This window comes from Rhizobium leguminosarum (assembly GCF_001679785.1).
Taxonomy (GTDB): domain Bacteria; phylum Pseudomonadota; class Alphaproteobacteria; order Rhizobiales; family Rhizobiaceae; genus Rhizobium; species Rhizobium leguminosarum_R.
Genome location: NZ_CP016286.1, coordinates 4,357,879 through 4,370,017, shown reverse-complemented (window position 1 = coordinate 4,370,017; position 12,139 = coordinate 4,357,879). Strand labels below are relative to the sequence as shown.

Genomic DNA, 12,139 nt, shown 5'->3' with positions numbered 1-12,139 from the left:
AGCATTTCTAACCAAGGCATTCTGAATTGGCAACTTAATCGCTCAGATCCTCCGTACTATCTTTCAGTCGAGGTCAACGAAGGCTTCGAAAGGAAAGGCAATGCGAAGGATTTTCAAAAGCCCCCTCCTGCGGTTTTTCACGGCGGTGACCCTGGTTGGCGCGGCGACCAGTTCGTTCGGCGCCGATACCGTGAAGCACCGAGAAACTCAGCAGCAACAAACAAGCGAGAACAGAATGCAGCAACATCCCTATGTCGGCATGTGGGTTACGGATGATGGCCGCGTCCGCCACGAACTTCTGCCCAATGGCCGCTACGACGAAGCCCGCGGCAGCCGGGAAAGCGCCTACCGGGGACGCTACGAAGTCACCGGAAGCCACATCGAATATTGGGATGACACGGGCTTCACGGCCGACGGCGATTTCGTCGATGGCAATACCCTCCACCACGGCGGCATGGTGCTTCGGCGCAAATGATGTGCCGCCTGGAAGGCAACATCACACAGGAGAAGGCCGCATTTGACGGCCGGAAAGGATGACGATCATGTCCTCCCCAACCCCCATCTGGTTCATCACCGGTGCATCGTCCGGCCTCGGCCGGGCGCTCGCCGAAGCCGTTCTGGCCCGTGGCTGGCGCGCCGCCATGACGGCGCGCAGACCCGAGACCCTGGCAAATCTCACGGCAGAGCACGGGGACCGCGCGCTTGCCCTTGCACTCGATGTGACGGACAGCAACGCCATCGCCGGCGCCGTTCATGACGCCGAAACGCATTTCGGTGCGATCGACGTCCTCGTCAACAATGCCGGCTACGGCTACCTCTCGGCGATCGAAGAGGGCGACGATATTGAGATACGCGCCCAGTTCGAGACCAATGTCTTCGGATTGATCGATGTGACCAAGCACGTCCTGCCGGGTATGCGTTCACGCCGGCAAGGGCATATCTTCAACGTCTCCTCGCTTGGCGGGCTCGTCGCCTTTGCTGCAACCGGCTACTATCACGCCACCAAGTTCGCGGTCGAAGCCTTGTCGGAATCGCTTTTCCATGAGGTCAAACCGCTCGGCATCGATGTGACGATCCTCGAACCCGGCGCCTTCCGCACGGATTGGGCCGGCCGGTCGATGGTCGAATCCAGCACGATCATCGAAGACTATGCCGAAACGTCCGGCAAGCGGCGCCAGGCCACCCGCTCGATCTCCGGCAACCAGCCGGGCGATCCCGCGCGCGCGGCAACCGCGATCATATCAGCGTTCGAAGCGGACGCGCCGCCGCTGCGCCTGCTGCTCGGCGCGCCCGCCCTGAAGATCGCCCGAGAACGGCTGGATGCGCTGCGCGCAAACTTCGACGCCTGGGCAGAGACGACGCTCAGTGCTGATTTCCCACGCTAACCGCCACGAAAACCCTCAGCCGCATCGCCAGGCGAGCGGCCCACACATGGAGCTTGAAATGTCTGATATCAAAGGAAAAGTCATTGCCATCACCGGAGCCAGCAGCGGCATCGGAGAGGCTGCGGCTAAGGTGCTGGCTGCCGCAGGCGCCCATATCGTGATCGGTGCCCGCCGCACGGAGCGCCTGGAGGAACTCGCCGGCGAAATCGCCGCAAAGGGCGGGTCGGTTCGCCTGCGAAAGCTTGACGTCGCCGACCGAGTGGATGTGGAAGCCTTCGCAGGCTTTGCCAAGTCCGAATTCGGCCGGTTGGATGTCATCGTCAACAATGCCGGCGTCATGCCGCTCTCGCCGCTCGACGCCCTCAAGGTCGACGAATGGGACCGGATGATCGACGTCAACATCAAGGGCGTTCTCTACGGCATCGCGGCAGCGCTTCCGATCATGAAGGCGCAGGGATCGGGGCAGATCATCAACCTGTCTTCGATCGGCGGCCACAGCGTCTCTCCGACGGCCGCCGTCTATTGCGCGACGAAATTTGCGGTGCGTGCGATCTCGGACGGATTGCGGCAGGAGACCGATCGTATCCGCGTGACCGTCATCTCTCCCGGCACGACGACATCGGAACTGGCCGACACGATCACCGATCCGACGGCGCGGGACGCTATGAAGGCTTTCAGGGCGATCACGATCAGCCCCGAGGCCGTCGCCAATTCCATCCTCTACGCCATCAGCCAGCCTGATGACGTCGATGTCAGCGAGATCATCATCCGGCCGACTGCCAGCCCGCATTGAGTGGCTGACACCGCTGCAGTTCCTGCAAAAGCGCAGAGCGGTTTTGCGTCCGGAATTGCGGAAAACGAAAGGCCTCCGCCGCCTAAAAACCCAGCGACTGCTGGGCAGGCAGCGGCGGTGCGAGGTTGACGCCTTCGAGCTCCAGCATGCGGGCCTTCGATGACGAACCGCCGGGCGCGGAAAAGCCGCCGATCTTGCCGCCGGCCGCAAGCACCCGATGGCAGGGAATGATCAGAGCAACCGGGTTCTTCGCCATCGCCTGGCCGACGTCGCGGGCGGCTTCCGGCCCGACGCCGAGCTCCTTGGCCAGCGCGCCGTAAGTGGTGGTGCGGCCCCAGCCGACACGCCTTGCCGCCGCATAAATATCCCGGAAGAAGGCATCCTGGCCGGCAAGGTCGAGTTCGACGCCGGAAAAATCCGTCTCTTCGCCCTGGAAGTAGCGTTTCACGGCGGCGACCGTCTCCAGCACAGCAGGCGTCGGCGCGCCGGCTTCGGCATCCGGCAGGCGGCGCAGCAGCAGCCGTTCGGTCGCTTCCGCTGATTTGGTCGGCAGTTGGAAACGGGTGATGCCTGCGTCGCTAGGCGATGCCGCAGAAACCACCCGCGGTTTCGAAGATGAGATAGTGGTGTATGGTCTCAGCCATGACACAGCCTCCGCGTTTTCGATGATTTCAAAATCGTATGGGACGGCCGCCGTTTCAACCCGTTTCTTGCGCGCGCCGCGCTTCCAGGAAATATTGCGGTGCACCCCCTGCAATGTCGGTCGAACTCCACTTTCAACCGATCCTGGGCGACGGTTCGGATGAGTGTGACGTCGAGCATATCGAGAAATTATGTTCTTCTTCTGTTCTTGATACCGTTTCCTTTCAGAGTATTCTTCGTCGCGTTTTGACAACGACGAGGTGGGTCATGACGACCTGAAATTCCATGAACCAAATGCCCCTCGACTTCGGAGACGACAAAAATGGGCGCGGACGGCGGAACGAAAGCTACGCCAGCGGAGATCGACTTTTCTTTGCGCTTTGTCCTCCTGATGCCATCGAGCAGCAGGCGGCCGCAATCGCCGATGACTATCGTCGAGCCTTCTCCCTTTCCGGCAGGCCGCGCCTGACGACATTGCATGTGTCGATCATCTGGGTCGGAGACTATCCGAAGCTGCCGGAGGATGTGGTCTTCGCGGCACGACAGGCCGGCGCCATGGTCGAGAGTGCGCCGATCGCAATCACCTTTGACCGGATCATGCGATTCCCGCAGGCGCGAGCGCTTGTGCTTTGCGGCGAGGGCGAACGGAAGCCGCTCACCCGAGTGCATGTCCAACTGGGCGTCGACATGCACAATGCCGGCTTGCGGCACAATATCAACCGCGATTTCACACCGCATATGACGCTGCTCTACGACCGCAAGACCGTGCCGCCGACGAGGCTCGACACACCCGTTTCATGGACGGCGTCCGAATTCCTGCTCATCCACAGTGTTCTCGGAAAAGCCGAACATCGGATCATCGATCGTTGGCCGCTGCTCGGCTGAGGCAATGATGTCTCCGGACCACGCTTGCGCTTGCCCTATTTCCGCTCATATAGCTCGGAATGCCTAACCGAGCGCTGGTTGCAAACGGGAACGAAGACAGCATGGACGTTTCAGAGATCATCATCCCTGGAGATACGCCGGGAACGGAGTGGCGGCTGCCGGTGCTGCGTTTTAAAGGTCACGATCCGAAGGCGCCGAAGATCTATATCCAGGCGGCACTGCATGCCGGCGAGCTGCCGGGAACGGTGCTGCTGCATTTCCTCTGCGAGCGGCTGCGGCAGGCGGAAAACCAAGGCGGGATCGCCGGCGACATCACCATCGTGCCGCAGGCCAATCCGATCGGTGCGGCGCAATCGCATTTCGGCGAGCTGCAGGGCCGTTTCGACCTGGGCTCACGCACCAATTTCAACCGGGATTTTCCGCTGATCTCCATTGTGGATCGCGCCACGCTGATCGAAGGCCTCGATGATTATCCGGCTACCGACAGGTTGAAGCGGCAGCTGCTGCACATGGCGCTCGGGGCCGATCTGGTGCTCGACCTGCATTGCGACGATGAATCCCTGCAATATGCCTATATCGACGAGGCCTTCTGGCCGGAGGCGGCCGATCTTGCCGCTGCACTCGACATGGAGGCCGTGCTGCTTTCCGACGGCGAGAGCTCAGCCTTCGAGGAGGCCGTCGGTTTTGCATGGAAATATGAAGTTCCCGGCGAACGCCGGCCCCGGCTGCCCGGCAAACTCTCCGTCACCGTCGAGCTGCGCGGCAAACGCGACGTCGATCCGGTGCTGGCGAAATCGGATGCGGACGGGCTCTGGCGCTTCCTCGCGGCACGCGGGATCGTTGGCGACGAAAAACCGGCGGCAACGGTATTTTCCGGTCCGGCCGTGCCGCTCGACAATGTCGAGATCATCCGCGCGCCAGAAGGCGGAGCCGTACTCTTCTATCGCGATATCGGCGAGAGGGTTGCGGAAGGCGATCTTCTGGCGACGATAGTCACCCGGCCCGGGCAGCCTGGCGGCAGCATCGAGCTTACCGCGCCGCAGGACGGGCTGATCCTCACCCGAACTTCCGACCGGCTGGTGCGGCGGCGCGGCGACCTGATGAAGATCGCCTGCGACGAACCCAGCAAGGCTTCGCGCAAGGCTGGCACGTTGGAGAACTGAGCCGGGACGGCTTTGCCGGCGGCGATTGCTGTCTGAAATGTCAATCAATTCGCAGCCGTCACAGTGCGCGTCGACGCGCTCGGGGATAAAAGGTCGCACGGCGTTTGCGCCGGCCTTCGTGCATGTTATCTCGCTGTCATCACAGGGAGATCGATCGGGCATGGCCGTCACCATCTACGGCATCAAGAATTGCGACACGATGAAGAAGGCCCGCAGCTGGCTGGAAGAACACCGCGTCGCCTATGAGTTTCACGACTACAAGGCGCTCGGTATCGACCGCGCCCATCTCGAAGCCTGGATCGACGAAGCCGGCCTCGATACCGTCCTCAACCGCGCCGGCACCACCTTCCGCAAACTGCCCGATGCCGAGCGCGAGAACCTGACCCGGGAGAAGGCAATCCAGCTGATGCTCGACCAGCCGTCGATGATCAAGCGGCCGGTGCTGGAGGCGAAGGGCAAGCTGCTGGTCGGCTTCAAGCCGGAGATTTACGCGGGTATGTTCGAAGGCTGACAGGCGGCCGGGTGAACTCACGAGGGAAAGAGATGTCCAAGACCACGCGCGCGACACAGCTTCTTTCGCAGGCAGGCATCGCTTTCACCGTTCATGCCTATGACTACGACCCCAATGCCGAGCGCGTCGGGCTGCAGGCGGCCGAAGCACTCGGCGAGGCGCCGCATCGGGTGCTGAAGACGCTGATGGCGGAGGTGGACGGCAAACCGGTCTGCGTCGTCGTGCCGTCGGACCGCGAAGTCAGCATGAAAAAACTTGCCAGCGCCTTTCACGGCAAATCGGCCAATATGATGAAGCCCGCCGATGCCGAGCGGCTGACCGGTTATCATGTCGGCGGCATCAGTCCTTTCGGCCAGAAGAAGACCGTGCCGACGGCGATCGAGGAAGCAGCCCTTGCCGAACCGCTCGTCTATATCAATGGCGGGCAGCGCGGGCTGCAGGTGCGGCTCAACCCAAAGGATGCGTTGAAGGCGCTGAAGGCCGTCGCCGCGCCGCTGATTGTCTGATCAGAGGAAGCGGTCGAGCAGGCCAGCGATCGTCCTCGCCTCGTTTTCGGCAAGCTTGCAGCCGATGTGGGTCTCGATCGATCTGGCATAGACGGTCCACATGCGCTCGCGAAGCTTTCGGCCGGCATCCGACATCACCACCCAGCGGCCGCGCCCATCCTCAGCGAAGGCCTCGCGCCGGACCAGGCCCTCTCTTTCCAGCCGGTCGATCAGCCGGGAAAGATTATACTGGGTCAGCAATGTCCGCTCCTCGATCTCGTAAGGGCGCAGCTTGCCGTCTTGCGAGCGCGCCAATTCCCACAGCACGTCGTACCAGGCAAGCGGCGGCATGCCGGCCGCCTTCAGGTCGGCTTCGATGGCGCCAAGCAACCGCTCGCGGGCGCGCATGATGCTCGTCCAGGCAGAGGTGACCGCTTCGCTCGGATTCGACGGTTTTTCAGACATAAATGCAGTTACATCTATCTTGAATTTGACTGCAAGCAGTATTAGATGCATTTACATCTACCATCATTACCAAGGAGAGCGCCATGAGCAAGCTTACCCTCGTCAGCCATCACCTGTGCCCCTATGTGCAGCGCGCCGCGATCGCACTGCTCGAAAAGGGCGTGCCCTTCGAGCGCATCAATATCGATCTTGCCAACAAGCCGGACTGGTTCCTGAAGATCTCGCCGCTCGGCAAGGTGCCGCTGCTGCGGATCGAGGAGGAGGACGGCAATCAGGCCGTGCTGTTCGAAAGCAGCGTCATCTGCGAATATCTGGAGGAAACGCAGCCAGGTGTGGCGCTGCATCCAAAAGACGCGCTGACACGTGCCCGCCATCGCGGCTGGATGGAATTCGGTTCGTCCGTGCTTTCCGATCTCTGGGGCTATGAGACGGCGCAGGTTGCGGACCAGCTGGACGCCAAGCGCACGGCGCTCATCTCCAAATTCGCAACTGTCGAGAAGGTGTTGACGGACGGGCCGTATTTCGCCGGCAACGACTTCAGCCTCGTCGACGCCGTCTTCGCGCCGGTCTGTCGGTATTTCGATCTCTTCGAGACGCTCGGCGACGGCGACATCTTCGAAGGGCTTGAGCGTGTAAAGCGCTGGCGCAAGGCGCTCTCCGAACGGGCGAGCGTCAAGGCCGCCGTTGGCGAAGACTACCCGCAGCGGCTGATGGAATTCCTCGAAAAACATAACTCGATCCTACTCAGGCAAGCTGCCGCCGCCTGAAGCGCGCCCGGCGGCCGGACATCTCATCCGGCCGCTTACAATTCGGGCAGCCGAGCGCTTCATTTTCGCCGCAAACGGGTCTAAGTCTTCCAGCCTCCCACCGTCGATGACAGAAGGCAGGTTGAACCATGACTTTCATGCCCCAGAGCCAGAGCACAGTTGATCCCGTCAAGCTGGAAAAGCTTGCGGAAGTCGCCGTCAAGGTTGGGCTGCAGCTGCAGAAGGGTCAGGACCTGGTGATCACCGCGCCTGTCGTCGCGCTGCCGCTGGTTCGCCTGATCACCAAACACGCCTATTTGGCCGGCGCCGGACTGGTCTCCGCCTTCTATTCCGATGAGGAAACGACGCTGGCGCGCTATCAGTATGGCAGCGACGAGAGCTTCGACCGCGCCTCCGGCTGGCTCTACGAGGGCATGGCCAAGGCTTACACCAACGGGGCGGCCCGTCTTGCGATCGCCGGCGATAATCCGATGCTGCTCTCCGAGCAGGATGCCGGCAAGGTCGGCCGCGCCAATCGCGCCAACTCCACCGCCTACAAGCCGGCACTGGAGAAGATCTCGAATTTCGACATCAACTGGAACATCGTCTCCTACCCGAATCCCTCCTGGGCCAAGGTGGTCTTCCCCGACGATCCGGAACCGATTGCGATCGCCAAGCTCGCCAAGGCGATCTTTGCCGCCTCGCGTGTCGATGTCAGCGATCCGGTCGCCGCCTGGGCCGAGCACAATGCCAATCTTGGCAAGCGCAGCGCCTGGCTGAACGGCGAGCGCTTCGCCTCGCTGCATTTCCAGGGACCGGGCACCGACCTGACGGTCGGCCTTGCCGACGGGCATGAATGGCATGGCGGCGCTTCCACTGCCAAGAACGGCATCACCTGCAATCCAAATATCCCGACCGAGGAAGTCTTCACCACGCCGCATGCGCTGCGCGTCGATGGCCATGTGTCGAGCACCAAACCGCTTTCGCACCAGGGCACGCTGATCGACAATATCCAGGTGCGCTTCGAGGGCGGGCGCATTGTCGAGGCCAAGGCCTCGCGCGGCGAAGAGGTGTTGAACAAGGTGCTCGATACCGACGATGGCGCGCGCCGGCTCGGCGAAGTGGCGCTGGTGCCACATTCCTCGCCGATCTCGGCGAGCGGCATCCTGTTCTACAACACGCTGTTCGACGAAAACGCCTCGTGCCACATCGCGCTCGGCCAGTGCTATTCCAAATGCTTCCTCGATGGCGCGACATTGAGCCAGGAGCAGATCAAGACACAGGGCGGAAACTCCAGCCTGATCCATATCGACTGGATGATCGGCTCCGACAAGGTCGATATCGACGGCATTAAGCCGGATGGTTCACGGGTTCCGGTGATGCGGCAGGGCGAATGGGCCTGAGCGGCATCATCGTGCGCTGACCGAGCCAGACGCTGGCAAGCACCATGGCAAAACCGCCGATCTGCACCGGCGTCAGGCTCTGGCCGAGCGCCAGCCAGCCGAGCAGGGTCGCGACCAACGGACTAAGGAAGCCAAGCGAGGCAACCGCCGAGGGCTCGATGCGCGATAGGCCACGGAACCAGAGCAGATAGGTGAAGGCTGCGCCGACCAGCCCGAGATAGGCAATGCCGGCAATGTTTGCAGCGGTCGGCATCGGCAGCGCCGGTTCCAGGAAAAAGGCAAAAGGCACCAGCAGCATGCCGCCCGCCGTCAATTGCCAGGCGGTGAAGGTGAGGTTTGAAACCGGCGTCGCCCAGCGGCGCGTCAGCACCGTGCCGAAGGCCATCGAGACCGCGCCGGCGAGACCAGCAGCGACACCTATCGGATCGAGCCCCGCCTTCGGTGTCAGCACCAGCAATCCAACGCCGGCCATGCCGACGAGACCGGCCAGCACGGCAAGCGGCCGGATCGTGTTGCCGAGAAAAAGCCGCGACAAAGCGATGACGATCAGCGGCTGCACGGCGCCGACCGTTGCGGCGACGCCGCCTGGCAGCCTGTAGGCTGAGACGAAGAGCATCGCCCAGAAGAACGAGAAGTTCAGCGCGCCGAGAACGAAAGCCCTTCCCCACCAGATTCCGAAAGGCAGCTTTCTGACCAGGAAGAGAAGCAGCAGGCCGGCCGGCAGGGCGCGCAGCATGGCAACCGTCAGCGGATATCCGGCCGGCAGGAAAGCGGTGGTGACGATATAGGTGCTTCCCCAGATGGCGGGTGCGAGCGCGGTTGCCATAAGATCGGCGACATAGCGTGAATTTGTCTTCATATCAAGAATCTCTATTTCAAGATAAATTCACATTACACCTTCTTATCTTGACGTCAAGATAATGAATGATATCGATGGAGCATGAGCGAAGACGGCAAAATGGATCATGTCGACAAGATTCTGGCGCAATGGCGACGGGAGCGGCCGGATCTCGACGTCGAACCGATGGGCATCCTCGGGCGTCTGAAACGCCTGAGTACCCATCTGGGCCGCGAGGTGGAGGCCGTGCTCATGAAGCAGGGGCTTTCGTCCTCCGCATTCGACGTGCTGGCGACGTTGCGCCGCGCCGGGGCGCCTCACCGGCTTTCGCCGGGGGAGCTTCTGGAGATGACCATGGTCAGCTCCGGCACGATGACGAACCGCATCGACCAGCTGGAGAAGGCGGGCTACGTCGAACGTATCCTCAATCCGGAGGATCGCAGGAGCGTGCTCATCGCGCTGACGGAAAAAGGGCTTGCGACGGTGGAGACCGCCGTCGATGCGCATGTCGCCAATCAGCACCGGCTGTCGAAAAACCTGAGCGCGGCCGACAAGGCGGAACTCGACAGGCTGCTACGCAAGCTTCTTGCGGACTTCGAATAGCGGCTATCGAACCGCCGATAGCAGCCTGCGCACGCGATCGAGATGCGCCCTGCGCTTTGCATCGGTGGCCCGGTCCATGTCGTGCAGGCTGAGCATGCGGAAATTCAATCCCTTCGAGCAGAAGGCGGCGATGCCGCGCTTCAAGAGCCGGCGTACCGGATCGCCCATATAGAGACGCACCAGCCACCAGGGCGAGCCTGTCGTCGTCAGTGCATAGAGCAGCCTGATATTGGTCAGCTGCGGCACGATACGGCCGCCAGCGGCATCATGGCTGAAGGCGACGCCGGGGGCGAAGACGCGGTCAAAGAAACCCTTGAGGATGGCCGGAAAATTGAACCACCATTGCGGAAAGACGAGGATCAGGCCATCGGCGGCCTTCAGGCGGATAACTATATCGGCAACGGCTGAGGTGTCATAGGGCTGGTCGAAATAACCGCTGCGCTCGGCCTTCGAAAGACGCGGATCGAAATCTTCGCGGTAGAGATCAAGCAGGTCGACAACATGGCCGGAGGCTTCCAGCGCCTCACGCGCAGTCCTTGCCACGGCAGCGGCGAAACTATCCTCCAGCGGATGGGCAAGCACCAGCAGGATCCGCATCGTCAGAACAGGCTTCCCTGCTTCGGCGGTTCTGCGGGTTTTGCGCTGCGCTTCTTGGCACCGGCCGGCGGTGTGCCGCCTTCCGTGGTCATCGCGCCGACACGGCCGTCGGCGAATTCGATGGCGATGCCCATGCCGGCGGAGAGGTGAACGGCCTGTGAGACCGGATTGTTATCCTCATCGCGAATGACGGCGTAACCGCGCTTCAGCACATTCTTATAGGAGAGCGACTGCAGCACGCGGTCCTGCGCGGAAAGCTCGGCGCGCGCGCGGGTCAGCTGGTGGCGGACCGCCGTATCGGCGTGGCGAGAAAGATTGCCAAGGCGTTCGCGACCGCGGTCGGTCTGGCTCTTCAGCCGGGCAGGCAGTGAGGCGAGGATGGTTTCGGCGCGATCGACGCGTGATTTCGAGCGGTCGATCAGCCGTTCGACCATGCGCTCGGCCCGGGCCATGCGCTCGTTCAGCGTCTGGCGGCGCTCGGCGATGCGGTTGGACAGCACATCAGGACGCAGATGCGCGGCGACGCGCTCGAAGCCGCGGCGCTTGTTGATGGTGTTGAGCTCCAACCCCCGGCCAAGGCCGGCGGAGGCCTCGTCGAAGCGGCGGCGCGGCAAAGCGAGAAGCTGGTCGATCGACGGCAATGCCCGCATCAGGGCGCGCACGGACTGGCGGCGCTGATCCATCTGCCGGTTCATGCAGCCCTGCAGGCGCGCGGCAAGAGCGGCGGCCTGCGCTTCGAGCTCCGCCTTGACGGGAACCGCCATTTCCGCTGCCCCTGTCGGCGTCGGCGCGCGGACATCGGCGGCATAGTCGATCAGCGTCCAGTCGGTCTCATGGCCGACGGCAGAGATCAGCGGTATCCGGCTTTCAGCCGCAGCACGCACGACGATTTCGTCGTTGAAGCTCCAGAGGTCTTCCAGGCTGCCGCCGCCGCGTGCGACGATCAGCACATCCGGGCGCGGGATGGCGCCTGAAGGTTCCAGCGCGTTGAAGCCGCGAATGGCGTTTGCCACCTCCTCGCCGGAGCCCTCGCCCTGCACCTTCACCGGCCAGACGAGGACATGCACGGGAAAGCGATCGGAGATGCGGTGAAGGATATCGCGGATCACGGCGCCGGTCGGCGAGGTGACGACGCCAATCACGCTGGGCATGAAGGGCAGCCGCTTCTTGCGGGTCGCATCGAACAGACCCTCGGCGCCAAGCTTGCGCTTGCGCTCCTCGATCAGCGCCATCAGAGCGCCGGCGCCGGCCGGCTCCAGCGTCTCGATGACGATCTGATATTTCGAGGAGCCGGGAAAGGTGGTGACCTTGCCGGTGGCAATGACTTCCATGCCCTCTTCCGGGCGGAACTTCAGCCGCGAAAACGTGCCCTTCCAGATGACGGCATCGATGCGGGCGCGGTCGTCCTTCAGCGCGAAATAGGCATGGCCCGAGGAATGCGGCCCGCGATAGCCGGAGATCTCTCCACGCACGCGAACCTGGTCGAAAGCGGTTTCGACGGTGCGCTTGATCGAGCCGGAAAGTTCCGAAACAGAATATTCGGCAAGGTTGGTCGGCGAATCGCCGTCGAAGACGTTGCTCATCCCCTCTTTCTATGTCCAACGGCGGCAAACGGAAAGATCG

General features: G+C 62.4%; 14 protein-coding genes and 1 pseudogene. 10 read left to right on the top strand and 5 right to left on the bottom strand.

Going from position 1 to position 12,139, the window contains the following annotated elements; all coding sequences use genetic code 11:
- Positions 1-100: 100 nt before the first annotated feature.
- The 3 genes from BA011_RS41890 to BA011_RS21235 are packed head-to-tail and all read left to right on the top strand — an operon-like array spanning position 101 to position 2,178.
- The gene (locus BA011_RS41890; RefSeq protein ID WP_151343505.1) at positions 101-475 is read left to right on the top strand and encodes an Atu4866 domain-containing protein; all 375 of its coding nucleotides are present in this window, start codon (positions 101-103) and stop codon (positions 473-475) included.
- A 58-nt stretch (positions 476-533) separates the two neighbouring features.
- The gene (locus tag BA011_RS21240; RefSeq protein WP_186806475.1) at positions 534-1,385 is read left to right on the top strand and encodes an oxidoreductase; all 852 of its coding nucleotides are present in this window, start codon (positions 534-536) and stop codon (positions 1,383-1,385) included.
- A gap of 58 nt (positions 1,386-1,443) precedes the next feature.
- Positions 1,444-2,178, top strand: coding sequence for an SDR family oxidoreductase (locus BA011_RS21235; protein ID WP_065282616.1), 735 nt, complete (start codon positions 1,444-1,446; stop codon positions 2,176-2,178).
- A gap of 82 nt (positions 2,179-2,260) precedes the next feature.
- Here the strand turns inward: BA011_RS21235 and BA011_RS21230 are convergent.
- Positions 2,261-2,822, bottom strand: a pseudogene (locus tag BA011_RS21230) (methylated-DNA--[protein]-cysteine S-methyltransferase).
- Between the two features lie 283 nt (positions 2,823-3,105).
- On the opposite strand from BA011_RS21230, the gene BA011_RS21225 reads away from it, so the two are divergent.
- The 4 genes from BA011_RS21225 (at position 3,106) to ybaK (ending at position 5,885) form a co-directional block, all read left to right on the top strand.
- The gene (locus BA011_RS21225; RefSeq protein ID WP_065281888.1) at positions 3,106-3,705 is read left to right on the top strand and encodes a 2'-5' RNA ligase family protein; all 600 of its coding nucleotides are present in this window, start codon (positions 3,106-3,108) and stop codon (positions 3,703-3,705) included.
- 101 nt (positions 3,706-3,806) lie between these two features.
- Positions 3,807-4,868: a succinylglutamate desuccinylase/aspartoacylase domain-containing protein gene (locus BA011_RS21220; protein ID WP_065281887.1), complete on the top strand. Its 1,062-nt coding sequence runs from the start codon at positions 3,807-3,809 to the stop codon at positions 4,866-4,868.
- A gap of 160 nt (positions 4,869-5,028) precedes the next feature.
- Positions 5,029-5,379: an ArsC family reductase gene (locus BA011_RS21215; protein ID WP_065281886.1), complete on the top strand. Its 351-nt coding sequence runs from the start codon at positions 5,029-5,031 to the stop codon at positions 5,377-5,379.
- A gap of 32 nt (positions 5,380-5,411) precedes the next feature.
- Positions 5,412-5,885, top strand: a complete 474-nt coding sequence (gene ybaK / locus BA011_RS21210) for a Cys-tRNA(Pro) deacylase (RefSeq protein ID WP_065281885.1) — start codon at positions 5,412-5,414, stop codon at positions 5,883-5,885.
- On the opposite strand, the gene BA011_RS21205 is transcribed toward ybaK, so the two are convergent.
- A complete protein-coding gene (locus tag BA011_RS21205) occupies positions 5,886-6,329 on the bottom strand; it encodes a MarR family winged helix-turn-helix transcriptional regulator (RefSeq protein WP_065281884.1) in 444 nt (147 codons plus the stop codon).
- 83 nt (positions 6,330-6,412) lie between these two features.
- Between BA011_RS21205 and BA011_RS21200 the strand changes: the two genes are divergently transcribed.
- Both BA011_RS21200 and BA011_RS21195 read left to right on the top strand, forming a co-directional pair.
- Complete coding sequence (locus tag BA011_RS21200) at positions 6,413-7,096, top strand: glutathione S-transferase family protein (protein ID WP_065281883.1); 684 nt, start codon at positions 6,413-6,415, stop codon at positions 7,094-7,096.
- Positions 7,097-7,224: 128 nt separating this feature from the next.
- Positions 7,225-8,478, top strand: coding sequence for an aminopeptidase (locus BA011_RS21195; RefSeq protein ID WP_065281882.1), 1,254 nt, complete (start codon positions 7,225-7,227; stop codon positions 8,476-8,478).
- Here the strand turns inward: BA011_RS21195 and BA011_RS21190 are convergent.
- Positions 8,426-9,337, bottom strand: a complete 912-nt coding sequence (locus BA011_RS21190; RefSeq protein ID WP_065281881.1) for an EamA family transporter — start codon at positions 9,335-9,337, stop codon at positions 8,426-8,428. The genes BA011_RS21195 and BA011_RS21190 overlap by 53 nt on opposite strands.
- 81 nt (positions 9,338-9,418) lie before the next feature.
- Between BA011_RS21190 and BA011_RS21185 the strand changes: the two genes are divergently transcribed.
- Positions 9,419-9,919 carry a MarR family winged helix-turn-helix transcriptional regulator gene (locus tag BA011_RS21185; protein WP_020052488.1) on the top strand — a complete coding sequence of 167 codons (501 nt, stop codon included), beginning with the start codon at positions 9,419-9,421 and terminating at the stop codon, positions 9,917-9,919.
- A 3-nt stretch (positions 9,920-9,922) separates the two neighbouring features.
- Here BA011_RS21185 and BA011_RS21180 read toward each other — a convergent pair whose 3' ends face one another.
- Both BA011_RS21180 and xseA read right to left on the bottom strand, forming a co-directional pair.
- Positions 9,923-10,516, bottom strand: a complete 594-nt coding sequence (locus BA011_RS21180; RefSeq protein ID WP_065281880.1) for an NAD(P)H-dependent oxidoreductase — start codon at positions 10,514-10,516, stop codon at positions 9,923-9,925.
- Between the two features lie 2 nt (positions 10,517-10,518).
- Positions 10,519-12,099, bottom strand: coding sequence for an exodeoxyribonuclease VII large subunit (xseA, locus tag BA011_RS21175; protein ID WP_065281879.1), 1,581 nt, complete (start codon positions 12,097-12,099; stop codon positions 10,519-10,521).
- Between the last annotated feature and the right edge of the window lie 40 nt (positions 12,100-12,139).